Genomic DNA, 23,660 nt, shown 5'->3' with positions numbered 1-23,660 from the left:
CAGAAACATAATGATCCGCTTGCGCGCCGCACTCCCGCTCCGCACACGCATTGGCCACCCGCCAGCTCACCGGAGGGTCCCAAACGCCGCATGGACGCTCGAATTTTGCACAGGTTTTGTAGGAAATTTCGCCCTTTTCAGGCGAGTTCCGCGTTAAAACTCTCGAGACTGTCCGCGCGCTTCTGCGCAACAGGCTGAAGATAAGCCATATTTTTCAGGCGTTTTTGGCGACCCCGGCAGAACTGCCCGAACTACCAAAAAGGCCAATAAAAGCAACGCTGCCTTGCGGGACACACACAGTGTTTGCGGAGCGTTAGAGGTCAATAGGTTAGGAAAGCGAGCGGGACACGCGAATCCTGCAAGACCCTCGACCTTATCCAAGTACATAAAGCCCCAGCACAAACGCATGGCGCGCGCTGTCGGCTATGCGCTGGCTGTGGGCAGTTCTGAAGCCTGGCTTAAACTCTCCCGAATTGCTGCAATTCGACTGGACGCGCGAGAGCGGGCTGGGTTGGCGTACGCTGCACTGTCTACGCTCTCCGACGAAGATGCCCGAGCAGTCGCCGAGACAGCTTTGACGGCGGCGGGCTACCCGCTGCCTCCGCTCCTGACACCGATGAACGACGCGCGTTGGTGGGCCAGCATTGCCAGCCGGGCCGAATGCAAGGCGTACGCCCTCGCGGCCTACGAAGCTCTTTCGCCCGCAGAGCAGATGGCCTTCCGCAATCACATCAGCGAAGTGGAGATTTCGGCATGAAGATGCTTGTTCACCGGATAGAGGAAAGCGCTGCACTTCCGTTTGATCTTGAGCAGCTCAAGTTGCATTTGCGTATTTCCGATGACGCTGAAGACGCTGCAATCCAGACCATCGGACTGACGGCGGCGGCAGAACTTGAGCAGTTTGCCCAGATTGCTTTGATCACGCAGACGATCCGGGTCACGATCTTCAGTCCTACCAAAGAGTACGGATTGCGGCTTCCCATTGGGCCGGTGGCTTTCGACCATGTACCGACCGTAGCCATTGATGGCGCGGCATTCACGGGCTTCGATTTTGACGGCGGAAATCGACCCTACATCAGATGGCTGGCCAGCTATCACGATTTGACGCCGGACCGTATCAACATCGAGTACCAGGCGGGGTTCGGCTTGGCCGAGTCCAGCGTGCCTCCCGATCTTTCCCAAGCCCTCTTGGATCAGGCCGCACTTCATTACGATGGTAGATCTCCGATGGACGCCAAGTCGCTGACCACCTCGCCGCACATGGCGCGGGTAGGGGCGCGGTATCGCGGGGTGCAGGCATGACCGACCTCGAACTGGATGAGATCCTGACCACGCGGTGGCTGCTCGTCATGCGCCGCGTCATGGCCGATGGGTCAGACGACTGGATCAAGGGCTTTGTCAAATCCATCGCGCGCCAGGGCAAGCGTTCATCTTGGCACCCCACGGTGAAGCAGGCGCAGATCATGCGACGTCTGGTGTCTGAGCTGGGCGCCACCGCCCCGTGCATTGGGGAACTGATTGAGAGGTGAGAGGAAAAGCAAAGCCCGCCGTTGCAGCGGCGGGCCTATGCGTCTGCTGGCTTTCACGGGTTAGCCGGGGCTGACGCATCACAGTGCTACCGGGAAACGGGCCACAGCACAAGGGCAGCTATTCCGCGTCACGCGGTCTCTCCACGCCCGAAGGCCCCACTGCCACCCTCTAAGGCGGTGAACATGGGAGAGCGGACCGAGCCGAGGGAAAGGCAGGTCTGGCCGCAAGCGGGGGCTCGTCCGAGTTGGCAAGCAACATCGCTGAGGTCGGGGCGGGAGGCGGGTTTGATCCCACGCCACGGTAACCCGCTTTCCGACCTCTTCGAGGGTCTGAACCGGTTGGCAATAGCATGAAGAACAACGGCTGAGCAGAGAGATAGGCAAGACGATGACGAAGAAGCAGGCGAGACGGTGGAGAAAGGCGGACGGCTCGAAGCTCGAACCGAAGCCCGAACCCGTGCGCGCCGTCGATCATCAGGATGACCTCTTTGGGAATGGTCCCAATGCCGCGACTTTGGCTGGTGGTGGTAACCGCGCTCTTGAGTTTTCAATTTTCGCGCCCGGCGGTGAGATGGAAAATTCGACGCCCGCAGAAAGAGCTATGCGCTTCATGCATGGGCTAGCTATCCCAGAGGGCCCAAACGCCGGAAAGCCGGTCGAGCTTGCCCCGTTTCAGCGCCAATTCATCGAAGGTGCCATGGCCGAAGATACGGCCAACGCCGTGTTGAGCATCGGACGTGGCAACGGCAAGTCGGCGATCACTGCAGGTCTGGCGCTCGGTGGTCTCGTCGGGATCTGGGACCGCCAGCCCAGGCGGGAAATCATCGCAGCCGCCCGGACGCGCGATCAGGGCCGTATCATCTGGGATTTCGTGGCCGGGTTCGCCGCCACGCTGCCTCTGGAAGTGCAGCGCCACCTGATCTACCGGCGCGCCCCTCGGCTAGAAATCGAATTTGGCGGTGACGGCGGCGGGCATGTGCTGCGGGTGATCGCAGCGGACGGTAAGTCGGCCCTGGGTGGCGCACCGACGATGGCCATCCTCGATGAGCGAGGGCACTGGGCATTGGACCGGGGCGATGAGCTGGAGCACGCCTTGTTATCCGGTCTCGGCAAGCGAGGTGGCCGAGCCTTCCTAATCAGCACCTCGGCCAGCGACGACACGCACCCGTTTTCACAATGGATCGATGACCCGGCCCCAGGCTGCTACGTGCAGGAACATCGCCCAGCACCGGGCTTGCCCGCCGATGACTCCGAAAGCCTGTTGATCGCGAACCCAGGCGCGCCGCACGGCATCGGCAGCTCACTCGAATGGCTCGAAGCCCAAGCGAAGCGGGCGATAGCACGTGGCGGATCGAGCCTCACAAGCTTCCGTCTCTACAATCGAAACGAACGCGTGTCCGGTGAGGCCCGCGATCTGCTGATCACGCTGGATGAGTGGTTGAGCTGCGAAACCGACGCCCTGCCACCGCGTCAGGGCGGGGTGGTGATCGGGATCGACCTGGGCGGCTCGGCCTCGATGACGGCGGCGGCATTCTACTGGCCCGAGACCGGCAGACTCGAATGCCTCGGCACCTTCCCCTCAATGCCCAGCCTTCTGGATCGCGGTCAGTCTGATGGCGTGGCCGGGCGTTACGTGGAGATGCAGGACCGAGGCGAGCTGACGGTCCTGGGCGACAAGACGGTGCCGGTCGCGCCCTGGCTCGTCGAGGTGATGCGGCAGGTCGAGGATCAGCCCGTCATCGCGATCACCATGGACCGCTACAAGCAGGCCGAGCTGGGCGAGGCCATCAGCAGGGCGGGCATTCGCGCGCCGCTGGTCTGGCGCGGTCAGGGCTTCCGCGACGGCGGCGAGGATGCGGAGCGGTTCCGGCGCGCGGCCTTCGATGGGCTGGTGAAAGCCAAACCGTCCCTGCTGCTGCGATCCGCCTTTGCTGACACGGTCTGCCTGCGAGACCCCGCCAACAATATCAAGATCGCCAAGGCGCGCTCCACCGGTCGGATCGACGCGGCGGCGGCATCGGTTCTGGCTGTCGCCCAAGGCGCCCGGATCGCAGCTCAACCAAAGTCGAAAGCGAGGATGGCATGGTTCTGAACGCCGGAAGCCTCACCAGGCGCATTCAAATACAGCGCGCATTGATGACCGACACTGCAAGCGGAGTTGTCGAATACGCCTGGACGGACCTCGGCCAGCCGATCTTCGCGCGGAGGCGAGACATATCCGACTCGGAACGACTGAGCGCCGGGCGGTGGGAGAACAAGCTGGTCTCTCGGTTCGTCATCCGGGCGACTGCCTTCGGACGCAGCATCCGCCGCACTGATCGGCTGGTGCACGAAGGGATCATCTTCGAAATCGATGGGATCAAGGAAGTCCCTGACAGCCGCGCTTTTCTCGAAATCACCGCAGAGACAGAGGAAACGCCGTGAGCATACGCAAGGAACATCATCGGCATTCCCGGACGGTCACGCGCACCAAGCGATGGAAGGTCCTGCGCGCCGAAATCCTCGAACGGGACGGATATCGCTGCCGGTCCTGCGGTTGCGGTGGCCGTCTCGAAGTCGATCACATCAAGCCGGTCAGAACGCACCCCGAGCTGTCATATGCCTCCGGCAACCTGCAGGCGCTCTGCCCAGGCTGCCACTCCCGAAAAACCCGGATCGAGTGCGGGCACCCCCCGCCCCGACAAGACCGCCTGGACTGGCGGAACGCAGTCGAGTCGCTTGAGCGGCCCGGCAAAACCCCTATTGAGCAGAAAGGATAAATCATGCTCGACAGTGTGAAAATCTCCCGGCGGCAAAGTGAGATCCGCCAAGCTCTGGCCGAGCTGGCCGGAAAAGAAACCCCGACCGAGGACGAAGTCCGCAACATGGACGAATTGGATCGCGAGTATCGGTCGAACGAAACCCGTTATCGTGCGGCTCTGATCGCAGAAGACACCGAGCGCCGGGATGCGGGGAGTGAGCTGGAGACCCGTTCCGACCAGGAATGGACCGAGATGATGGCCGGGTTCGAGTTGCGCCAGGTCGCGCTGGCCCTCGATGAAGGGCGGCAACTGGATGGCCAGACCGCCGAGATCGTGAACGAGCTGCGAGAGCAGGGCGGTTACCGTGGCGTCCCGGTTCCTTGGGAAGCGCTGGAGGTTCGCGCCGGTGAAACCGTCTCCGCCAATCTCGCGAACCCGACCCAACAGGCCCCGATCATCGACCGCCTTTTTGCCGATGGCATGGCGATGCGGATGGGAGGCCGGATGATCAACGTGGGCATTGGTGACCGGGAAATCCCGGTGACAAACTCCAACGTGACGGCGGGCTGGGCGCAGAGCGAAACCGGCAACGTGGCCGATCCGATCCCTTTCACCACCATCGAACGGATGCTGGAGCCGGATCACACCTTGGGCGTACAGATGAAGATCAGCCGGAAAGCTCTGAAGCAGACCGGTGCGGCCCTTGAGCAAGCGGTGCGGCGCGACATGAACGGGGCCATGTCGGTCGAGATCGACCGGGCAGTGTTCCTTGGGTCAGGGGCATCCGGCGAGCCCACCGGCATCATCCCAGGCGCTGCCGGATTTGGCATTGCGAGTACACCGATTGACGCCGAGGCGAACTATTCGAGGTTTGTTCCGGTGGTGACGGAATTCATCAACGCCAACGCCGCCGCAGGTCCCGGTTCGGTCAATCTCATGCTGCGCTCGGAAGTCTGGGCGTCCATGGATGACCAGTTCTTCGGCGGTACCGCTGAAACCCACTGGGACTTGCTCACCAAGCGCATGGGTAGCGTGCAGATCGCGACCAACGCGCTGGCAGCCCCGAGCGGCGATCCTGCCGAGACCACCGCGCTGATGACCACCACGGCCCGCGGGGTGCCGCCGTTCATGGTCGGGACATGGGGTGCCGTGGATCTGATCCGCGACCCTTACTCGGACGCGGCATCCGGCGGGCTGCGCCTGACGGCTCTGGCGACGATGGATGTGACGGTCTCGCGCTCGGTGCAGACACACATCCTGACAGGCATCCAGTGATGCTCTGGGGCGCGCACAGCGGGCGCTTGGAATTGCGCAATGATGGTGACGGCAACGTCACCATCGCAGGCCGCTTTCCATATAACCGGCCCGCTGTCCTGACCGATGGCGGCCGGCGTGGTCGGCCTCGCAAGGAAAAGATCGCAGCTCGGGCCTTCGGCTACCGTGTCGAGCGGCCCGAGGAAGACATTCACTTTTTGGTTGGCCACGACTATGACCGCCCCATCGCATCGCGAGGGGCAGGGAGTCTCACCCTCGAAGACAGCGACGATGCGCTGTCCTTCACCGCCTCGATCTCGCCAGAGTTGCAGAGAGCGTCCTACGTGGCGGACTTCCTGTCGGGTGTCGCGGCGGGGCTGATCTTGGGCCTTTCGCCAGGTTTCAGGATACCGCCAGAACGGGTCTCACCGAAGGCCGAGACGGTTGAAGAGGAAGATCCGCGCGAAGGCATGGCGCTCATTCGGACGGTCAATGATGCGCTTCTCTACGAGCTGTCTGCGGTGACCCGGCCAGCTTATCCAGAAGCACAGATCGAGGCCCGGAATTGGCAAACCGTTGGCAATTTGGCAAAGCGGATCACGCAGCGCCATGCCTCAAACCGTTGGAGGTGACGATGCTCGAATGGATCATGAACAAGCTGCGCCCGATCGAACAACGGTCCAGCGGATCAGGTTACACCGCCCAGGTGATGGCGGCGCGGGACAGCTACATCAGCGGGCGGCGCGGAGTGGCCGAGCTGACGGCGACGGTGCAAAGCTGCGTCAGTCTTTGGGAAGGTGGCTTCGCAATGGCGGACGTCTCAGGCACGGACTTGCTGACCCGCCAGACCATGGCGATGATTGCCCGCGCAGTCGCACTGAACGGCGAGGCGGTCTACCTCATCACCGACATGGGCCTCGTCCCGGCGACAGACTGGGACGTGACCACCCGCAGTGGCCGACCAAGCGCATACCGCCTGTCTCTTCCCGAGGCCGGCGGGGGGCGCACGATCACCGCGCTTGCGGCTGAGGTGCTGCATCTGCGGATCGGATCGGACAACCAAACGCCGTGGATCGGAACCGCGCCCCTGCGGCGATCCAGTCTTACCGGGGCCATGCTGCACGCGGTCGAGGCCGCTCTGAGCGAAACCTTCGAGAACGCACCGCTGGGAAGCCAGATTGTCCCCCTGCCTGACGCCGGTGCAGAGGATATGGAAAGCATGAGGCATGCATTCTCTGGACGGCGCGGCAAGACGCTGGTGATCGAAGGCGTAGCCCAGGCGACGGCAGCGGGCATGAACCCTCAGATCGGCCAGAAACCGGATCAATTGTCGCCCGACCTCTCGAAGAGCATGACTGCCGAGACCCTTTCGGCGGCGCGAGAGGCTGTCGCGATGGCCTACGGAGTGCTGCCATCGCTTTTGAACAGGGCCGCGACCGGGCCGGTCGTACGAGAGGCACAGCGCCAGCTTGCAATCTGGACCCTTCAACCCATCGCTACACTGTTGGCCGACGAGGCGTCAAATAAGCTGGGAGCTGAAATCGAGATCGACACGATCCGACCTCTACAGGCCTTCGACGCTGGTGGGCGTGCCAGAGCGCTATCAGCGATCATCAAGGCGATGGCCGAGGCAAAAGAGGCGGATATCCCGCCGGCCGACCTGTCCGGCGCAATGCGCATGGTGGATTGGAAGGAATAGAAATGACAGAGTTTGTAGCAATCACCGGATTGAGCCGTGTAGCCAATCCAAAACCGAACCGAGGTGGATCAATCATCATCGCCTATTTCGATTGCACCGTGCGAGGCGTGGAGCTTAAAGGCTGCGCCCTCGTGCGCACAAAGGCAAAGGGGCTCGTGGCATGGCCTCCAAATCTTGAGACTGCTGACAACCGGCGCGCCGTAAGGATCGCAGACGATTCATTGCGACATGGGATGATGATGCATGCCCGCGAGGCCTATCGCGCCCTTGGCGGCACCGACGCAGAGCAGATTGGAAAGTCCATTCCCATGCGCCCAAGAGCAGTCAGCTAAGCCATCATAGCGACATGCGAGGCCTAGAATGATCTAGGGAGATAGCCTTCGCTGTTCCTCGCTGGTATCTGAATTTGGTTTTGGCGCAGATGCTCCAGCAGTTTGCCTTCGAACATCGGCGACCAACCATCCCAGTTGCCATCGTAGCAGCTTTTACACGCCATCACTTGGTAACCGTGAACCATTTTTCCGTCATATCGATGGGGGCCGAATTGGAAGGTTGAACCACAGAGAAAGCACTGTTCTTGAAAAGAGTATTCGCTCATTTTTTCAATCTCACACCCGCACCGCCGCCGTTCTCTTCTATGAACTCGATTCCTGCTCTTTCGAGCGCTTCACGCATTGATCTAACAGCTTGCTCCGATGCAGTTGCTACCGCTGATCCCTCAGCCCTTTTGATGGTTGGCACGGAAAGCGATGCTGCATCTGCCAGCTGTCTTTGGGTCCAACCCTTGAGAGATCTCGCGGCTTTAAGTTGATTGCCTGTCATTTTCCCTTGATCCCTAAGGATCAATTTGCTTACTGATCCTTAGGGATCATATCACAAATGGAGACCATGACAATGACCAATGAACGCGCCTGCGCGAATAATAGAACTCGGCCCAAGCCAGTCACTCGCCGCGAGAACGCGAGCGTCCAAGGCCAAGCGCTCTGCGCCGACTACATCTTTCGAGAGAATATCGAGAAAGCCGAGCGTCTTCGCTCTCAGCAAGCCAACTACCTCGATAGTCTACCCGCCGAACCTTCCGACGCGATCCGTGCTGCACTCGGTTTAATGAACGGTGGCGGGCTGGGCTATCCTGAGGGCGCTGAAGAAGTGTTGCATTTTTCGGTTGCTCTCGAAGCCATGATCCAAAATGGACATATCGACGAAGAAGGTCCCGTTAGAGACGCTGCTCTCTATATGGCGGATCGGGTAGCAATGGCGGCTTGGAAGATGTCAACTCAGCTCGATCTAATATCAGACCTTCTTCAAAACCCTGGGCGTATCGAAAGAGATCGATAAACCTATTGACACTCCCAATAGGCTAAGGTTATTACCTATGGCAATTGCCAATAGGAGAACGTGCGGTGGATCTCAAGTTTCGTACGAAAGCAGCCTGCCGGATTGCAAGAATTGACCCTCAACGCTTCAATGAAGATGTTGCCTCGGGCGAGTATCACTGTGCACCAGAAACGCGCGCAGGTGTATCTCGGGTCTTTGATGAAGCTGACATTGCGGGTTTGCTGGTTTATCGGCATTTGATGGACGTGTTTGGTGACCGCGGCTTCAGCAAGAAGACTGCAGCCATGTATGCTTGCGGTGTTATCAGATCCATCCGCGAGATGAAGAGGTATCCCGATCAGACTCGGGCCGACTTTCCTGTGGATGGTTTCAACGATACTCCGATGTTGTGCAGGCCTGAAGAAGGCGCGTACTTCGGCGCGCATCAGCACCGCGCTTTGGCTGCGACCGTTTGTTTTGACCTTAGTAACATCTTGAAAGCTGTACGGCACGGAATGTCAGAAGAAGCAAAAATCCTGGGCGAAGAGGACTAGGTTTTGCCAAAGCATCCCGCCCCTTCAATGCCGACCCAGCGCCAGGTGATCGAGGCACACAAGACGGTGACCGCTTTGCATCCCAAGGCGCGCATCAAGAGCTTGGGGCCCGATGGCGTTCAATTCGATTATCCTGACCAGTCTGAAGCTGTGTCGAGTTGGCAAGATCGTCCGTTTTCCGGGGATGGGGCGTGAAGAAAGTTCCTCATCTCAAGAGCCGTCGCCGCCGCAAGACGGGCCGGTGGGCGCATTATTATCGGCGCTTAGATCGCGCGAAAGGCAAAGAGGTTGAAATCAGTCTCGGTGTTCATGGTTTGCACCCCAGTGATCCGAGAGTGCTGGCGGCTTGGGCTGCAGAACATGCGCGTTGGCAAGACATGCCACCGGGCATTGAAACCCCAAAGGCAGAGACCTTTAGCTGGGCGCTCGATCTTTACATATCTGGCAATGACAAGTGGGCCAAATACTCGGAAGAAACTAAGAAGTCCCGGCTGGCAATCTTCACCCGTTACCGGAAAGCGCAGGGCGAACGCCCGATCAAGACGATCACGAGCGATGCCATTGAACGCGCGCTGTATGCCAAGGGCGGTCACGCCGCCGTAAACGAGTACAAGGCGCTTAAGCCGGTCTTTGAGCACCTGCGTCGCCTGGGCTTCATTGCCAAAAATCCGATGGCTGGAATCGAATTGGACAGACCGAAAATCCAAGGGTTCCCGGTCGCAGATGCGGAGGATATTGCAGCTTTTCAGCAGCGATGGCCCGTCGAAACGCTTGAGAGGCTGGTGTTTGATCTTGCGCTCTACACGGGAGCTGCGCGTGGCGACCTCGCCAAGCTGGGGCGCAAGAATATCAGGGGCGATCTGCTTGTGTATCAGCGCCACAAAAGCAGGGTGAAAGCCCGCGTTCCATTGACCCGCGAACTGCGCGCGGTGATTGCTCGTACCCCGGACATCGCTCCGGCCTTCATTACAAACAGTTTTGGCCGCCCTTTCGCAAAGGAAAGTCTCGGCAACCTGTTTGGCGAGGCAGCACGGGAAGCTGGAATGTCCGCGCGCCTTCACGGTCTTCGCAAAGCATTCTGCATCTACTGGGCCGAAAACGACGCGACAACACACCAGATCGCCGCGATGGCAGGTCATATGAGCCTTTCCGAAGTGGAGCGTTATACGCGCGCTGCAGATCGGGAGCGCATGGTCAAACTTCTTGTGGGGGTCGCATGAAACGGGACACGCAAACCCAAAAACGGGACACGCTGACGCAAAGGTCTGATCTGAAAGGCGAAAAATCTACGATTTGCAGACGTGGCGACCCCGGCAGGATTCGAACCTGCAACCTGCCCCTTAGGAGGGGGCTGCTCTATCCAGTTGAGCCACGGGGCCACCGCGTCCGGGTGTAGAGCATGTTTTCCCCTTTGTCATCGCCGGAAAACCACGCGCGCAACCGCGCTTGCGGCAGGGGCTTCTCCTGCGGTACGAAGGTGCAACAATACAGGACACATGCAGTGACACGACCCAAGCAGCGCCCGTTGACCCTTCGTGATGTATCGGAAGCCTGCGGGGTGTCGGAGATGACGGTCAGCCGGGTGCTGCGCAACCGTGGCGATGTCTCCGAAGCGACGCGCACCAAGGTCCTCGAGGCGGCGAAATCACTTGGATACGTGCCGAACCAGATCGCGGGCTCGCTTGCCTCGCAGCGGGTCAACCTCGTCGCCGTGATCATTCCCTCGCTGTCGAACATGGTCTTTCCCGAGGTGCTGACGGGGATCAACCGCACCTTCGACGGCACGCCCCTGCAACCCGTGGTCGGCGTCACGGATTACCTGCCCGAAAAAGAGGAGCAGGTGCTCTACGAGATGCTGTCCTGGCGACCCTCGGGTGTGATCATCGCGGGGCTCGAGCACTCCGACCCGACGCGCGCCATGCTGCAGAACGCGGGCATCCCGGTGGTGGAGATCATGGATACCGACGGCAATCCCGTCGATGCGATGGTGGGCATTTCGCACCGCCGCGCCGGGCGGATGATGGCCGCCGCGATCCTCAAGGAAGGCTACACCCGCATCGGGTTCATGGGCACGAAGATGCCTCTGGACCATCGCGCCCGGAAGCGGTTCGAAGGGTTCACGGAAGGTCTCACAAAGGCCGGGATCGAGATCGAGGCCCGGGATTTCTACTCCGGTGGCTCCGCACTCGCCAAGGGGCGCGAGATGACGCAATCCATGCTTGAGCGCGCGCCGGATCTCGATTTTCTGTATTATTCCAATGATATGATCGGGGCAGGCGGGCTGCTCTACCTGCTCGATCAGAAGATCGACGTGCCCGGGCAGATCGGTCTCGCGGGCTTCAACGGGGTGGAGCTGCTGCAGGGCCTGCCGCGCAAGCTGGCGACCATGGATGCCTGCCGGTCCGAGATCGGGGCCGCGGCGGCGCAGATCATCCTCGACCGCAGCGCGCTCCCGGATGACGCGGATCCCGGCGCGCCCGAGCGTATCGCCCTGACGCCCACCATCACCTATGGGGACACCCTGCGCCGCAATCAACGCGGATGAAGACGGCCCAGCTCGACAATATCGCCGCGCGGCGGCTGTTTCTGGACCGCCATGCGCTGAGCGAGCCCCCTGCGGGACCTGCCAAAGGCGCGGACCTTCTTGCCCTCATCGAACGGCTGGGCTTCGTGCAACTGGACAGCATCAACACGCTGGCGCGGGCGCATGATCTGATCCTGTTTTCCCGCCGCCCGACCTATCGCCCCAAGGCGCTGAAATTGCTTTACGAGCGTGACCGGGCACTCTTTGAACATTGGACCCATGATGCCGCCGTGATCCCCATGGGCTACTACCGTCACTGGCAACTGCGGCGCGAGCGGGATGCCGCGCGGCTGCGCGAGAAGTGGAGCGCGTGGCGCCGCGACGGCTTCGAGGCACAGTTCCAGCCCGTGCTCGACCAGATCCGCGAGGAGGGGCCGCTGTGTTCGTCGGATGTGGGACTGGATGAAAAGCGCGGCTCCGGCGGCTGGTGGGACTGGCACCCGTCAAAGACGGCGCTGGAGTACCTGTGGCGCAGCGGCGCGCTCTGCGTCGTGGGGCGGGACGGGTTTCGCAAACGCTATGATCTGACCGAGCGAGTCATCGACGCCGCACTCTGTCATCCGCTGGACCCGGACGAGCGGGCGCAGATCGTGGACTGGTGCTGCGCGGGCGCGCTGGACCGTTTGGGCTTTGCCACCCCGGCCGAGCTTGCCGCGTTCTGGGATCACGTGACGCTCGAGGAGGCCAAGACGTGGTGCGCCGATGCGCGCGCGCGCGGAGATCTGCAGCCCATGTCGATCAGCTGCGCCGATGGGAAACCGCACCAATGCTACGCGCGCCCCGACGTGATGGCAGACCCCGCCCTGAGGGTCGAGCCGACATCGCGCTTGCGGGTGCTCAGCCCCTTTGACCCGGCGCTGCGCGACCGCAAGCGCGCGGCGCGGCTCTTCGGGTTCGACTACCGCATCGAGATTTTCGTGCCCGAAGCCAAGCGCACCTACGGCTATTACGTCTTCCCGATCCTGGAAGGGGATCGGCTGGTGGGCCGCGTGGACATGAAAGCCTTTCGTGACCGCGACAGGCTGCAGGTGCGCGCGCTTTGGCCCGAACCCAAGGTGCGCTGGGGCAAGGGCCGCGTTGCCGCCTTCGAGGCCGAGCTTGGGCGCCTCACCCGGCTGGCTGGTGTCAGCTCCTACGGCTTTGACGACGGCTGGCTCAGGATGCCTCGACGCGCCTAGCTGTCTCCGCGGCTGTGGATGCAAAACAAGGGCGATGCGGCCACCAGAGCCAAGCCGCGGCCCCGTTCTGAAGCCATGCCGCCACCGCGCCGAACCGTCGCCGCTTGCCCCGCTGACCAGCGGTGCGCCTCCCCATCGGTCATGGCCGAGGGCCGTTCACGGGCGCGCGCTCCAGCCACGAAAGACATGATCCGAACCCTGCCGCGTCGCCCGCCGTCCCGCCCGGGGGGGCTTGGCCCCGCCGAACGCACCGCCCAAACCTTAACTGGACAGATGCAGGGCGCGCGTGAGACGCTCCTGCCCAATTTGATAGACGTTCGGATTTTTGAAAAAGCGATAGGAGCACGGCATATGGGACAGAGCACAACACTCGGACAGCTCATCAAGGACAGATTTGGCGGAACGCTGGTCGCCACATCCGTTGGCGATATGAGCATCATCATCACCAATGACCCGGACTATGACGCAAAGACCTGGACCGTGACGGCAACCGGCGCTCCAAAGTCCTATCCCTATATGCTCTTCGGAAACGAGGCGCTGTCGCTCACGGACATATCGGTCAGCCTGACCTTCAACGGCCCGAAAAAGGCAGCGACCGGGGTGATCCGGGCGGATCTCGACTTTGGCGGCATCGACTTCGATGTCGACATCGCGCTGTCCCGGCAGGTCGAAACCTTCAGCCTGACCTCGCAGCTCGGCGCACCCGTCTCGCTGGCATCCGTTGTCAAGAAGCTGGGCGCGCGCACCGCACCGAGCGACATGAAAACCACGCTGATCGACCTGATTGCCATGTCCATCGCCTATGACGGCAAAGCCGGCTGGACGCTCTCCTCCAAGGCCCGGTTGAGCCAGACGGAGTTTCTACCCTTCGCAAGCGGCACCACCGATGCGGCGCTGATGCTGGAGTACCGGGGCCAGAAAAAGCTCAAGCGCACGACATTTGAACTGGCCGTGCAAACCCGGATCGGCCAGACCGGCCATCTCGCCCTGAGCTACGACTTCGCCGCCAAGCCAACCGCTGCGACCTCTGTCCTGAAAGGCTCGCTGCAAACCGACGCCGGCGCGCCCATCGTGTTTGAGGACATGCTCCGCGCCGTTGGTCTGAAGGCCCAGACGAAAGGCGCGACCACGGTCTCCGCTCCCAAGGGGCTCGACATTGCCGCAGGCCAGGTGGTGCTGGATTTCGCAAACCACACGCTGCTGGTCTCCGGGCAGAACTCGCTCAAGGAAGATGCCTTCGTCTATCTCGAACGCGATGCCGAAAGCCGCAATCTGGCGCTGGGCGTGGCCACGGAGAAGGGCTGGAAGATGGCCGATCTGTCGCCCGAGTTTGCGGTGGTCGACGAGGTGCTCACCTTCCGCCAATCCTTTCTCGCCGTCGCAACCGGCCATGTCTCCATCGCGAACGAGATTTTTCCCAAACTCGGCAAACATGCCTTCACGCTCGAAAAGGGTCTGAACGTCGGGTTGGATCTGGCGATGGACCGGTCGCAGACGTCGCTCCTCGGCAAGGCGGTCTCCGGCCTTCTGGGTGGCACACCCGAACTTCTGCTCCAGGCCACCCTGGGCCCCTCGGCCAAGGACACCGAGTTTTCCGCCACACTGGGCAATCTGGATCTCAGCCTCGACGTCCCCGGCGCCCGCAAACCGGCGACGATGGAAATCCGAAATGCGAGGCTGATCCTGTCTCTGCAGCCCAGCTTCGAAGTCGTGGGCGACGTGCTGTTTCCCGCTCCGCAGGGCCAGCACGTCGAGGTCTCCGGCGCGGTCCGGGTCGAGGAGACCACCGCAGGCCCCGTGCTGAGCTTCTCCGGGAACGCCAAGGATCCGTCGACAAGCCTCACGCCGCCCAAGAATGCGTCGGGCGTGAAGCTCACCGAAATCGGCGCCAGTTTTTCCGTTGAACCCGAAGCCTTCGTCATGGGCCTGCACGGCGCGATGTGGATCGGCAAGGAGAATGCGTCCTTCGGATTTGCCTTCGCGCTGCCAGAGCTTGCGCCCACATTCGTCAGCGCCACCTACAGCCATCTGGACCTGGCTCCGATGTTCAAGGCCCTGTGCCACGAGGCCAAGCTTCCCAAAGAACTCAGAAGCGGGATCAGCTTCCGAAACCTTGAGATCTGGAGCTGCACCGACCCGTCGGGCACCTGCCGGATCTCCAAGGATGTCTGCTATCGCGACGGGTTCAGGTTCACCGGCGATGCGACGGTCTTCAGGTTCCCCGCCCATGCGGATCTGAAGGTCACAACCGCGGGCATGTCCGGAAGCTTGCAAATGGGCAAGGCGCTCTCCGTGCCCGGGATCTTCACAATCGCCGACGCGAAAGACCAAGCCAAAGGGCCGCAATTCGCCTTCGACACAGATCGCTCACCCCATCTGCTCGCCGATTACTATGTCAACGTCCTTGGGGTCTCGGACACCACCACGCTGACCCTGACCAACAGCGGCTTCTGGCTCAAGACGAAGATCGACTTCAAGGGAGAGTCGATCACGCTGAAGTGCGGTCTCGGCGCTGACAGCCGCGGTCGCTTCACGGCGGCAATCTCCGCACATGCCGATTTTGGAAAAAAGCCCATCAAGCTTACTGGCAAGCTCAAGCTCAGCACGCTGGATATCTCCATGTCGTCCAAAACCGGCGTGTTCACCGTTGGGGCGACGGCGCACTACGGGCTCCTCCCGAAATCCACAACGGTCACGATCTCGCTCAAAGACATCGCGCACAAGCTGGTGCATCTGGGCAAGGAAATCGAGAAAGAGCTGCAGAAGATGCGCAACTGGTTCTGACCGTCCTTACCGCAAGCTCACGAGGGGGCGAACGCCCGCAATTGCGAGCCTCCGCCGCCCCCAAACGCCCTGGTTTCGCGCGGCGACCACGCGAGAGCGCCGCATCCGTTACGACAAACAGTCCACCAGCGCGGCGGCCAGGTTCCGCAGCAGCTGCGGGTAAAGCTCCGCACCCGGCGCGATGTCGGAGCCCAGAGGGTCGAGCACCGCGGTCTTGGCTGCGGTTCCGTCCATCACCGTGGTGACAAGGCCGGCGTTGAACTGCGGTTCGGAGAGCACGCAGGCGATGCTTTCGTCTTTCACACGGGCCTGGATTTCGGCGACGCGCGCCGGGCTGGGATCTGAGGCATCGCTCAGCGAAATGGCACCCGACGCGGGCAGGTCAAAGGCTGTCTCGAAGTACTGATAGGCATCGTGGAACGCGATGAAGTTGCCCCCGCGCACCGCTGCCAGCTGCGCGTCGATGTCCTCGGCCAGACCGGCCAGCTCCTCGCGCGCAGCCGCCGCATTGGCAAAGTAGGTGCCCGCATTGTCCGGATCCGCGCCAGAAAGCTGTGCGGCGATCAGGTTGAGCCAGGTGGCGGCGTTCTCCGGCGAGAGCCACGCGTGCGGATCACGCGCGCCGTGGTCGTGTCCGTCGTGATCGTGCCCCGCATGCGCCTCCTCGGCGTGCGTGTCCGCACCGTGGTCGTCATGGTCATGTGCCTCCTCGTGCTCCTCATGTGCGTGCTCTTCGGTCTCGCCATGATCGTGCGCGTGGTCTTCTGCATGATCGTCATGCGCATGGTCTTTCTCGTCACCGTGATGCTCGTCCTCGCCATGGGCATGCGCCTCGAAGAGCGCGCCTTCCCGGAAGTCCAGCAGCACGGTGCCATCCGCCTCCAACAGCGTGATGACACTTGCATCCGCGGCCAGGGTCTCCACCGCCTCTTCCATCCAGGGTGTGAGATCCTCGCCCATCCACACCACCAGATCCGCGTCTTGCAAGGCTGCCGCTTCGGAGGGGCGCAGGCTGTATTCATGCGGCGAGGCGCCCGGTTGCACGATCAGCTGCGGTGTCCCGATACCCTCCATGACCCGGGCCACAAGCGAATGGACCGGTGCGATGTCAACGGCCACGGTCGGGACGTCTGCGATGGCGGTGCCGCCCATCAATACGGCGGCGGCTGATGAAAAAATTAGCTTTCTGGACATTGGAGGACTCATGTGATTTTATAACATTGCGTTTTCGAGTACCCGATATGGACGATCATGACAAGTGAGACAAAACCGGGGCCGGATGATCCGAAGGCGTCTGTCGGGTTCTCGATCCATGACCATGACACCTGCGTTGCGCAGGCCCTCTCGGCGGTCGAGGCGCGCTGTGCGGAGGAGGGTCTGCGCCTGACGCCGGTCCGCCGCAAGGTGCTTGAGCTGCTGTTGCAGGAGCACAAGGCGCTGGGGGCCTATGCGATCCTCGATCTGCTGCGCGAGGCCGGGTTCGGCTCGCAGCCGCCCGTGGCCTATCGCGCATTGGATTTTCTGGCCGAGCACGGATTTGTGCACAAGATCGAGCGGCTGAATGCCTTTGTCGCCTGTACCCATCCCGGAGAGACCCATTCTCCGGCCTTCATGATCTGTCGGCTCTGCGATGCCGTGGCCGAGGCGCAGTCCGCGCCTGCGCGCGGGGCCCTGGGGGCGGCGGCGCGCGCCGCCGGGTTCCAGATTGAGCGCACCGTGCTCGAAGCCGAAGGCGTCTGCCCGGCCTGTGTCGACAAGGCCGCCCCATGACCTTGGTGTCAGTCAAGAACCTCAGCGTCAAATACGGCGCGCATACCGTGCTGCGTCACGTGGCGCTCGCCGTCCAGCCCGGAGAGATCGTGACCATCGTGGGACCGAACGGGTCGGGCAAGACCAGCCTGCTGCGCGCGATCATCGGAGCGACCCGCCCGGCCGCCGGTGAGATCACCTTGAAACCCGGCCTGCGCGTCGGCTACGTGCCGCAGAAGCTGCACATCGACCCGACGCTGCCGATCACCGTAGAGCGGTTCATGACGCTGACCGACCGTGTCCCGCGCGGCGCCTGCCATGCCGCGCTCGCCCGGGCCGGTGTGCCGGATCTCCTGAAACGACAGATGTCGCAGCTCTCCGGTGGGCAGTTCCAGCGGGTGCTGCTGGCCCGGGCGCTGATCAACCAGCCTGACATTCTATTGCTGGACGAGGCCACCCAGGGCCTCGATCAGCGGGGCTCCGCGGCCTTCTACCGTCAGATCGAGACCGTGTGCCGCGAGACCGGTTGCGCGGTGCTGATGATCAGCCACGAGCTGCACGTGGTGATGAGCGCCTCCGACCGGGTGATCTGCCTCAACGGCCACGTCTGCTGCGAAGGCTCGCCCGCAGTCGTGGCGTCCGCGCCGGAGTACCGCGCCCTCTTCGGCACCGGCACCGGCGGCGCGCTGGCACTCTACCGGCACGATCACGACCACAGCCACGACCATGATCACGACCACGGGCCGTCGGCGCATGAGGCGGCAGAGTAATGCTCGATGATTTCATGACGCGCGCGACGCTAGCGGGCATCGGCGTGGCGATTGCCGCGGCACCACTGGGCTGCTTTGTCGTCTGGCGTCGCATGGCCTATTTCGGCGATGCCACAGCCCATGCGGCGATCCTTGGCGTGGCCCTGTCGCTGGCCTTCCAGATGTCGATATTCATCGGCGCCATGGCCGTCGCCCTGATCATGGCGATGACGGTGACCCTGCTGGCCGGACGCGGCTATGCGATGGATACGCTGCTGGGCGTGCTCGCCCATTCCTCGCTCGCCTTCGGTCTCGTGGCGGTCTCCTTCCTGTCCGGCATCCGGATCGACCTCATGGCCTATCTCTTCGGCGACATCCTTGCGGTGTCGCGTCTGGATCTCGCGGTGATCTGGGGCGGTGCGGCGCTGGTCGTGGCGCTGATCGCCTGGCGGTGGTCGGCCCTGCTGACCTCGACCTTGAGCGATGAGCTGGCCTATGCCAGTGGGCGTGACCCCCGGCGCGAGCAGTTGATCCTGACCCTGTCTCTCGCCGTCACGGTGGCTGTTGCGATCAAGGTGGTCGGTGTGCTTCTGATCGCCGCCATGCTGGTGATCCCCGCCGCCGCCGCCCGTGGCCTCGCGCGCACGCCCGAAGCGATGGCCGTCACCGCAGGGGTGATCGGCGCGGTCTCCGCCGCCGCCGGGCTGCGCGCCGCCTATGTCTTCGACACGCCCGCCGGGCCCTCCATCGTCTGCGTGGCCGCGGTGCTCTTCGCGGCGCTCAACCTCGTCGGGTGGCGCAGCCAGCGTGGCGCCTAGACCCCGGAGCCTCCCCGCTCTACGACCGACCCTGTATCGGTATCTGCAACCACACAGCGTGCTGCGTCAGAGGTCGCGAAATAGGCCTTGCAGGCGTCGACAAAGCATTGCGTGATCCGCCGCGGGCGCGAGCTGTCATACCCTACCGCAAGGCTCAAGACCGGCAAGGGATCGGAAATCGGCACCGCCACAACCTCCGACCCACTATAGCTCTCCGACGTCAGCGGCCGCATGTTGAGAAGGGCACAGCCCCGCCCGGCGGCCACCAGGCTGCGCACCATCTCGGTCGAATTCGCATAGGCCACAATGGGCGCCTGCCGGACATGGCTGTCGAAGAGCCGCGCGTAATAGGCCGCAACCACGGGCCGGTTCAGCACGACGAGCGGCTCCCGGGCGATCTCGGCCATCGACACCACGGGCCGCGCCGCCAGCGGATGCGCGGCAGGCAGCAGACAATAGGGCGGGGCGGAGATCAGCACCTCGAACGCCATCGACGGGCGCACGTCTTCCGAAACGAACAGGATCGCATCGTAGCGACCGCTCAGCAGCCCGTCCTGCGCCGCATCGTTGTCACACTCTTCCAGTTGCAGATCGACGCCGCCGTCCCCAGGCAGGAAAGTCTCCAGGATCTGCGGCAGAAACGCGGGCGCGATGGGCGCGTAATACCCGACGCGAAACGTTCCGCTCAGCGCCTGCCTCAGATCCGCTCCTTCGGCCAGCACACTGCGATAGTCGTCCAGCAACCGCTCACACTTCCGGGCAACCACCCGGCCGCTGGCGGTCGCCTGAATGCCCCGCGCGCGGTGTCGTGTGACCAGGGTGAGGTCAAACGCGGCTTCGACCTGATCAATCGCAGCCGAGACCGCAGAGGCGGCGATGTTCAACTCCACCGCCGCTTTCGCGATATTTCCGTGCCGCAGGGCGGTGGTGAAGTAGTCCATGGCCTTCAGGGTCAGCGCCATCATAACCTCTGTATTTCAGATGAACTTCTTCGAGTTATACTGTTTTTCCTGTGAATGGATATATGCCACTCTCCGCTCAAACTGCAGCTTTGAAGAGGTCAATCATGTCCGACGCCCCCCTGAAAGGCTGGAACCACGTCCCCGATGTGCCCTTGCAGGTCTCGCCGTTCTTCACCTGGCCGCTGCGCCCACAGCGCATGCTGGCCTGGATCTGGAAGTCCTGGTTTCTCGTGACCGAACGGCTGATCATCGTCGGTATCGCGTTCATGTCGGTGACGTTTTTCCAGCCCCCGCTGGAAGAAGCGACATCCTTCGCGTTTGGCTGGATCGCCGAGATGTTCCTGCGCAACCTCGCGCTGATGACGCTCGTTGCGGGCGGGCTGCACCTCTATTTCTACACATTCACCAAACAGGGCCAGAGGCTGAAGTACGATTCGCGCCCTCTGATGAAAAACGGCAGGCAGTTTACGCTGGGCGGTCAGATTCGCGACAACATGTTTTGGACCCTCGCCAGCGGCGTCACCATCTGGACGGCTTATGAGGTGCTGATGATCTGGGCGCTTGCCAATGGCTATGCGCCGATGCTCACCTGGGCGGCGCATCCCGTCTGGTTCATCGCGCTCTTCTTCCTCATTCCGATCTGGGAGAGCTTCTATTTCTACTGGATCCACCGGTTTCTGCACATTCCGTTCTTCTACAAACATGTGCACGCGCTGCATCACCGCAACATCAACGTCGGTCCGTGGTCGGGCATGTCAATGCACCCGGTCGAGCATCTGATCTTTCTGGGCTCGGTGCTGATCCACTTCATCGTGCCGGCCAATCCGGTCCATATCCTGTTTCATCTGCAATACTATGCGCTCACCGCGGCGACGACGCACACCGGCTTCGAAGGGCTGCTGGTGAAGGATGAAAACGGGCTCCGGCTGGGCACGTTTCACCACCAGATGCACCACCGGTATTTCGAGTGCAACTACGGCTCGCTCGAACTGCCGTGGGACAAGCTCTTCGGGTCGTTCCATGATGGGACAGAGGCGGCGAACGCGCGAATCAAGGAGCGTCGCAAGCGGATCGCCGGCTGAACATCCAGACAGCTGACTGGTCCGCCCACGGGTCTTGGCGGCGTGGCAGCTGATCGCAGACGGGCCACAAGTGCGGAGTCCGTTGTGTTATGGACGCCGGTGCGAGATCCTGAAAAATGCGGCACGTTTTGTGCCGAAAACCGGCCCGACATTAGCAGATTTTTAAAGGGCTGATTTTATCCCTCGACGCGTAGTATTCAAAGAGGGCGTACGACATGAACTTCCTGGGTCGAATTGGCGTTGGAGGGCGTTTGTGTGCCCTCGTTTTGCTGTCCTTTGCGGGGCTTTTCGCCATGCAGAAGACGGCGGTCTTAACCTTCCAGGATGCCTCCATCGACATGAAGGAGGTGGAGTTGACGCATCTCACCGAAGTCGCGATGTCCATCCTGCGCACCTATCACGCTCAGGAAGTATCAGGCGACATGACGCGGGAGCAGGCCCAGCAGGGGGCGATCGCCGCCATCGAGGCGTTGAGGTACGAGGGCGAGAACTACTACTTCATTACCGACATGGATCACGTCATGGTCGCGCATGGGGCGAACCCGGGCCTGGCGGGTCGAGACTTCACCGATTTCACCGATCCGAACGGTGTGCCGCTGTTCCGCGATATCGTGGACAGCGTGCGCGACGGGACGCCCGGCACCGTGTGGTATCAGTGGGCCGCGCCCGGCGCGCAGGAGGGGGATCCGCCCATCGACAAAATCTCGGTGGTGATGCAGTTCGAACCGTGGCGCTGGGTGGCCGGGACCGGGGCATACCTGTTGAATATCGAGGCGGCGCAGTCGGCGGTGAACCGCGATCTCTATCAGATGCTGTTCACGCTTGGTGCAATCCTCGCGGCGATGGCAGCGCTGATCGCCTATAGTGTGACACGTCCGCTCGGTCGCCTGACCAGCCGGATGTCGGCGCTGTCCGAGGGCGACACCACGTCCGAGATGCCCTACAGCAAGGACCGCACCGCGTTTGGCGAGATTTCTCGCGCCTTGGAAGTGTTCCGCAGCGGCCTCATCGAGCGCGCCGAAATGCAGGAGGCCGCCCGGCGGCGCGAGCGCGAAGAGCACGAGCGCCAGCAGGAGGCCGTGGAGCAGGAGCGCAGACAGGAAGAGGCGCGCCACGCGGAAGAGCAGAAGGCGCAAGAAGAAAAGCGGCGGATCGAAAAACAGATGCAGGCCGAAGAGGATGAGCGCACGCGCGTTGAGATGGAAGCCCGCGAAGCGCGCGCGGCCGAGCAGGGCCGGGTGGTCGATGCGCTTGGCAAGGGTCTGCAGCGGCTCGCCAACGGCGACCTGACTGGCGAGATCTCGGAGACATTCCCCGCCGAATACGAAAAGCTGCGAGCTGACTTCAACTCGGCGCTGCTGTCCCTGCGGGACGTGGTAGGGACCGTGTCCCGCAATGTGGGGTCGATTCGCATGGAAGCGGGCGAGATCACATCAGCCGCGGATGATCTGTCGCGGCGGACCGAGAAACAGGCCGCCACGCTGGAGGAGACTGCCGCGGCACTCGATGAGTTGACCAGTTCCGTGCAATCCGCAGCCGACGGTGCCAACGAGGCCTCCCGCATGTCCGCCGACACAAAGGAGTCGGCAGACAAGGGTGGGCGCGTGGCGCGCAAGGCGGTGGACGCCATGGAAGGCATCAAAAGCTCGTCGGACGAGATTTCCAAGATCATTCAGGTGATCGAGGACATCGCCTTCCAGACCAATCTGCTGGCGCTCAACGCCGGTGTCGAGGCCGCGCGGGCAGGCGAGGCGGGGCGCGGTTTTGCCGTGGTTGCCACCGAAGTGCGCGCGCTTGCGCAACGCTCCTCCGAAGCGGCCCGGGAAATCAACGTCCTGATCTCCGATTCGAGCCAGAAGGTTCAGCAAGGCGTTGATCTGGTGGGCGACACCGGAACGGCCCTCAACGATATTCTGTCGTCCATTTCCGAGATCGCGGAGCGGATCGACACCATCGCCACCTCCGCCCAGGAGCAGGCGCAGGGCATCAAGGAGATCAATACCGCCGTGAACGAGCTCGATCACGTGACCCAGCAAAATGCCGCGATGTTCGAGGAAACCACCGCGGCGAGCCATGCCTTGACCCAGGAGACGGAAGCGCTGGCCACGGCCGTGGAACGGTTCCGTCTGGGCGACGATGCAGGGGCGTCCGCCTCCAAGACGGCGGCCTAGGCCAGGGCAGGCAGGCATCCCCTCCGTGATGGTCCGAAGCCTGCCCGTCGCCTCATCTTATCCCGTGTCCGGCCCCGGCACATCGCGTCGGGGCCGTCGTTGAGGCCTCAAGGCCAGCATTGACCGGTCCACGCCGGAGACTTGCGCGCCATTCAGGCGGTCGCGTGGCCCGCGTCGGAGCGAGATCGACTCACCCATATGATTCAAGCCGCGACCATCCAGCCGGTTCCGCTTGACAAACCTGCCCGATCCAAAGCAACTGATTGACGTGCTGGTGCTTGCCTCCGGGCAAGTGAAAAGGGAATGTGCAGCCGGCCTCAACCGGTGAAGTACAGCCGCCCCCGCGACCGTGAACGGAAATGGGCTGCCAAAGCCACTGGAGCATCGCTTCGGGAAGGTGGGCAGACCGCAGGCGACAGCCGGGATCCGTGAGCCGGGAGACCTGCCAGTGCGCTGCGAAAACCGGACGGGGTGCTCCGGTGTCGAGAC

24 protein-coding genes, 1 tRNA gene and 1 riboswitch are annotated in these 23,660 nt (G+C 62.4%); of the genes, 21 read left to right on the top strand and 4 right to left on the bottom strand.

All coding sequences use genetic code 11. The features are described from left to right. Window positions 1–406: 406 nt before the first annotated feature. From Q1A71_RS14405 to Q1A71_RS14360, 10 genes are all read left to right on the top strand, one after another. Window positions 407–757: a hypothetical protein gene (locus tag Q1A71_RS14405; RefSeq protein WP_299677470.1), complete on the top strand. Its 351-nt coding sequence runs from the start codon at window positions 407–409 to the stop codon at window positions 755–757. Beyond that, on the top strand, window positions 754–1,302 hold the full coding sequence (locus Q1A71_RS14400; protein WP_299677467.1) for a hypothetical protein: 549 nt from the start codon (window positions 754–756) through the stop codon (window positions 1,300–1,302). Before Q1A71_RS14405 ends, Q1A71_RS14400 begins: the two co-directional genes overlap by 4 nt. Next, the gene (locus Q1A71_RS14395; RefSeq protein ID WP_299677464.1) at window positions 1,299–1,529 is read left to right on the top strand and encodes a hypothetical protein; all 231 of its coding nucleotides are present in this window, start codon (window positions 1,299–1,301) and stop codon (window positions 1,527–1,529) included. The genes Q1A71_RS14400 and Q1A71_RS14395 overlap by 4 nt, the downstream gene beginning before the upstream one ends. Window positions 1,530–1,917: 388 nt before the next feature. Beyond that, window positions 1,918–3,621, top strand: a complete 1,704-nt coding sequence (locus tag Q1A71_RS14390) for a terminase TerL endonuclease subunit (protein WP_299677462.1) — start codon at window positions 1,918–1,920, stop codon at window positions 3,619–3,621. Beyond that, window positions 3,612–3,953 (top strand): head-tail adaptor protein, encoded by a 342-nt coding sequence (locus tag Q1A71_RS14385; protein ID WP_299677460.1) that lies wholly within the window; start codon window positions 3,612–3,614, stop codon window positions 3,951–3,953. The genes Q1A71_RS14390 and Q1A71_RS14385 overlap by 10 nt, the downstream gene beginning before the upstream one ends. Continuing rightward, a complete protein-coding gene (locus Q1A71_RS14380) occupies window positions 3,950–4,288 on the top strand; it encodes an HNH endonuclease signature motif containing protein (protein ID WP_299677457.1) in 339 nt (112 codons plus the stop codon). The genes Q1A71_RS14385 and Q1A71_RS14380 overlap by 4 nt, the downstream gene beginning before the upstream one ends. A gap of 3 nt (window positions 4,289–4,291) precedes the next feature. Further along, window positions 4,292–5,545 carry a phage major capsid protein gene (locus tag Q1A71_RS14375; RefSeq protein WP_299677454.1) on the top strand — a complete coding sequence of 418 codons (1,254 nt, stop codon included), beginning with the start codon at window positions 4,292–4,294 and terminating at the stop codon, window positions 5,543–5,545. Continuing rightward, window positions 5,545–6,156: an HK97 family phage prohead protease gene (locus Q1A71_RS14370; RefSeq protein ID WP_299677451.1), complete on the top strand. Its 612-nt coding sequence runs from the start codon at window positions 5,545–5,547 to the stop codon at window positions 6,154–6,156. The genes Q1A71_RS14375 and Q1A71_RS14370 overlap by 1 nt, the downstream gene beginning before the upstream one ends. A gap of 2 nt (window positions 6,157–6,158) precedes the next feature. Continuing rightward, window positions 6,159–7,223, top strand: a complete 1,065-nt coding sequence (locus Q1A71_RS14365; protein WP_299677448.1) for a phage portal protein — start codon at window positions 6,159–6,161, stop codon at window positions 7,221–7,223. 2 nt (window positions 7,224–7,225) lie between these two features. After that, window positions 7,226–7,555 carry a hypothetical protein gene (locus Q1A71_RS14360; RefSeq protein ID WP_299677445.1) on the top strand — a complete coding sequence of 110 codons (330 nt, stop codon included), beginning with the start codon at window positions 7,226–7,228 and terminating at the stop codon, window positions 7,553–7,555. A gap of 262 nt (window positions 7,556–7,817) precedes the next feature. Here Q1A71_RS14360 and Q1A71_RS14355 read toward each other — a convergent pair whose 3' ends face one another. Further along, on the bottom strand, window positions 7,818–8,045 hold the full coding sequence (locus tag Q1A71_RS14355) for a helix-turn-helix domain-containing protein (RefSeq protein ID WP_299677442.1): 228 nt from the start codon (window positions 8,043–8,045) through the stop codon (window positions 7,818–7,820). A 72-nt stretch (window positions 8,046–8,117) separates the two neighbouring features. On the opposite strand from Q1A71_RS14355, the gene Q1A71_RS14350 reads away from it, so the two are divergent. From Q1A71_RS14350 to Q1A71_RS14340, 3 genes are all read left to right on the top strand, one after another. Further along, entirely contained in the window at window positions 8,118–8,561 is a 444-nt protein-coding gene (locus tag Q1A71_RS14350) for a hypothetical protein (RefSeq protein ID WP_299677439.1), read from the top strand. Between the two features lie 65 nt (window positions 8,562–8,626). Then, window positions 8,627–9,094, top strand: coding sequence for a hypothetical protein (locus Q1A71_RS14345; RefSeq protein WP_299677436.1), 468 nt, complete (start codon window positions 8,627–8,629; stop codon window positions 9,092–9,094). 191 nt (window positions 9,095–9,285) lie between these two features. Next, window positions 9,286–10,314 carry a tyrosine-type recombinase/integrase gene (locus Q1A71_RS14340; protein WP_299677433.1) on the top strand — a complete coding sequence of 343 codons (1,029 nt, stop codon included), beginning with the start codon at window positions 9,286–9,288 and terminating at the stop codon, window positions 10,312–10,314. Between the two features lie 82 nt (window positions 10,315–10,396). Here Q1A71_RS14340 and Q1A71_RS14335 read toward each other — a convergent pair. Next, window positions 10,397–10,473 (bottom strand) — tRNA-Arg (locus tag Q1A71_RS14335). Window positions 10,474–10,595: 122 nt separating this feature from the next. On the opposite strand from Q1A71_RS14335, the gene Q1A71_RS14330 reads away from it, so the two are divergent. The 3 genes from Q1A71_RS14330 (at window position 10,596) to Q1A71_RS14320 (ending at window position 15,640) form a co-directional block, all read left to right on the top strand. Next, window positions 10,596–11,639 carry a LacI family DNA-binding transcriptional regulator gene (locus Q1A71_RS14330; RefSeq protein ID WP_299677430.1) on the top strand — a complete coding sequence of 348 codons (1,044 nt, stop codon included), beginning with the start codon at window positions 10,596–10,598 and terminating at the stop codon, window positions 11,637–11,639. Beyond that, window positions 11,636–12,856 carry a crosslink repair DNA glycosylase YcaQ family protein gene (locus Q1A71_RS14325; protein ID WP_299677427.1) on the top strand — a complete coding sequence of 407 codons (1,221 nt, stop codon included), beginning with the start codon at window positions 11,636–11,638 and terminating at the stop codon, window positions 12,854–12,856. Before Q1A71_RS14330 ends, Q1A71_RS14325 begins: the two co-directional genes overlap by 4 nt. A gap of 351 nt (window positions 12,857–13,207) precedes the next feature. Beyond that, entirely contained in the window at window positions 13,208–15,640 is a 2,433-nt protein-coding gene (locus tag Q1A71_RS14320) for a hypothetical protein (protein ID WP_299677424.1), read from the top strand. Between the two features lie 108 nt (window positions 15,641–15,748). Here Q1A71_RS14320 and Q1A71_RS14315 read toward each other — a convergent pair whose 3' ends face one another. Further along, on the bottom strand, window positions 15,749–16,834 hold the full coding sequence (locus Q1A71_RS14315) for a zinc ABC transporter substrate-binding protein (RefSeq protein ID WP_299677421.1): 1,086 nt from the start codon (window positions 16,832–16,834) through the stop codon (window positions 15,749–15,751). Window positions 16,835–16,891: 57 nt separating this feature from the next. Here Q1A71_RS14315 and Q1A71_RS14310 point away from each other — a divergent pair, with 57 nt between their 5' ends. From Q1A71_RS14310 to Q1A71_RS14300, 3 genes are read left to right on the top strand one after another with little or no spacing between them, the layout of a single operon-like run. Then, entirely contained in the window at window positions 16,892–17,410 is a 519-nt protein-coding gene (locus tag Q1A71_RS14310) for a transcriptional repressor (RefSeq protein ID WP_299677418.1), read from the top strand. Beyond that, window positions 17,407–18,159, top strand: coding sequence for a metal ABC transporter ATP-binding protein (locus Q1A71_RS14305; RefSeq protein ID WP_299677416.1), 753 nt, complete (start codon window positions 17,407–17,409; stop codon window positions 18,157–18,159). The genes Q1A71_RS14310 and Q1A71_RS14305 overlap by 4 nt, the downstream gene beginning before the upstream one ends. Then, window positions 18,159–18,956 (top strand): metal ABC transporter permease, encoded by a 798-nt coding sequence (locus Q1A71_RS14300; protein WP_299677413.1) that lies wholly within the window; start codon window positions 18,159–18,161, stop codon window positions 18,954–18,956. Before Q1A71_RS14305 ends, Q1A71_RS14300 begins: the two co-directional genes overlap by 1 nt. Here the strand turns inward: Q1A71_RS14300 and Q1A71_RS14295 are convergent. Further along, complete coding sequence (locus tag Q1A71_RS14295; RefSeq protein WP_299677410.1) at window positions 18,953–19,918, bottom strand: LysR family transcriptional regulator; 966 nt, start codon at window positions 19,916–19,918, stop codon at window positions 18,953–18,955. The two genes, Q1A71_RS14300 and Q1A71_RS14295, sit on opposite strands and share 4 nt — an antisense overlap. 104 nt (window positions 19,919–20,022) lie before the next feature. Between Q1A71_RS14295 and Q1A71_RS14290 the strand changes: the two genes are divergently transcribed. Further along, the gene (locus tag Q1A71_RS14290) at window positions 20,023–21,000 is read left to right on the top strand and encodes a sterol desaturase family protein (protein WP_299677408.1); all 978 of its coding nucleotides are present in this window, start codon (window positions 20,023–20,025) and stop codon (window positions 20,998–21,000) included. Between the two features lie 215 nt (window positions 21,001–21,215). Then, window positions 21,216–23,171: a methyl-accepting chemotaxis protein gene (locus Q1A71_RS14285; RefSeq protein ID WP_299677406.1), complete on the top strand. Its 1,956-nt coding sequence runs from the start codon at window positions 21,216–21,218 to the stop codon at window positions 23,169–23,171. Between the two features lie 255 nt (window positions 23,172–23,426). Continuing rightward, window positions 23,427–23,636: riboswitch (cobalamin riboswitch) on the top strand. The last annotated feature ends 24 nt before the right edge of the window (window positions 23,637–23,660 follow it).

This window comes from uncultured Roseobacter sp., assembly GCF_947493125.1.
Classification (GTDB): domain Bacteria; phylum Pseudomonadota; class Alphaproteobacteria; order Rhodobacterales; family Rhodobacteraceae; genus Roseobacter.
This window is presented reverse-complemented; position numbering and strand designations above follow the sequence as displayed.

Bases quoted from the DNA above. Each gene is read 5' to 3' on its own strand.
- Q1A71_RS14300 (WP_299677413.1), top strand. From the start codon at position 18,159: ATGCTCGATGATTTCATGACGCGCGCGACGCTAGCGGGCATCGGCGTG.
- Q1A71_RS14295 (WP_299677410.1), bottom strand. From the start codon at position 19,918: ATGGCGCTGACCCTGAAGGCCATGGACTACTTCACCACCGCCCTGCGG.
- Q1A71_RS14360 (WP_299677445.1), top strand. From the start codon at position 7,226: ATGACAGAGTTTGTAGCAATCACCGGATTGAGCCGTGTAGCCAATCCA.
- Q1A71_RS14320 (WP_299677424.1), top strand. From the start codon at position 13,208: ATGGGACAGAGCACAACACTCGGACAGCTCATCAAGGACAGATTTGGC.
- Q1A71_RS14325 (WP_299677427.1), top strand. From the start codon at position 11,636: ATGAAGACGGCCCAGCTCGACAATATCGCCGCGCGGCGGCTGTTTCTG.
- Q1A71_RS14310 (WP_299677418.1), top strand. From the start codon at position 16,892: ATGACAAGTGAGACAAAACCGGGGCCGGATGATCCGAAGGCGTCTGTC.
- Q1A71_RS14285 (WP_299677406.1), top strand. From the start codon at position 21,216: ATGAACTTCCTGGGTCGAATTGGCGTTGGAGGGCGTTTGTGTGCCCTC.
- Q1A71_RS14400 (WP_299677467.1), top strand. From the start codon at position 754: ATGAAGATGCTTGTTCACCGGATAGAGGAAAGCGCTGCACTTCCGTTT.
- Q1A71_RS14305 (WP_299677416.1), top strand. From the start codon at position 17,407: ATGACCTTGGTGTCAGTCAAGAACCTCAGCGTCAAATACGGCGCGCAT.
- Q1A71_RS14315 (WP_299677421.1), bottom strand. From the start codon at position 16,834: ATGTCCAGAAAGCTAATTTTTTCATCAGCCGCCGCCGTATTGATGGGC.
- Q1A71_RS14385 (WP_299677460.1), top strand. From the start codon at position 3,612: ATGGTTCTGAACGCCGGAAGCCTCACCAGGCGCATTCAAATACAGCGC.
- Q1A71_RS14365 (WP_299677448.1), top strand. From the start codon at position 6,159: ATGCTCGAATGGATCATGAACAAGCTGCGCCCGATCGAACAACGGTCC.
- Q1A71_RS14350 (WP_299677439.1), top strand. From the start codon at position 8,118: ATGACCAATGAACGCGCCTGCGCGAATAATAGAACTCGGCCCAAGCCA.
- Q1A71_RS14375 (WP_299677454.1), top strand. From the start codon at position 4,292: ATGCTCGACAGTGTGAAAATCTCCCGGCGGCAAAGTGAGATCCGCCAA.
- Q1A71_RS14290 (WP_299677408.1), top strand. From the start codon at position 20,023: ATGTCCGACGCCCCCCTGAAAGGCTGGAACCACGTCCCCGATGTGCCC.
- Q1A71_RS14405 (WP_299677470.1), top strand. From the start codon at position 407: ATGGCGCGCGCTGTCGGCTATGCGCTGGCTGTGGGCAGTTCTGAAGCC.
- Q1A71_RS14370 (WP_299677451.1), top strand. From the start codon at position 5,545: ATGCTCTGGGGCGCGCACAGCGGGCGCTTGGAATTGCGCAATGATGGT.
- Q1A71_RS14355 (WP_299677442.1), bottom strand. From the start codon at position 8,045: ATGACAGGCAATCAACTTAAAGCCGCGAGATCTCTCAAGGGTTGGACC.
- Q1A71_RS14395 (WP_299677464.1), top strand. From the start codon at position 1,299: ATGACCGACCTCGAACTGGATGAGATCCTGACCACGCGGTGGCTGCTC.
- Q1A71_RS14390 (WP_299677462.1), top strand. From the start codon at position 1,918: ATGACGAAGAAGCAGGCGAGACGGTGGAGAAAGGCGGACGGCTCGAAG.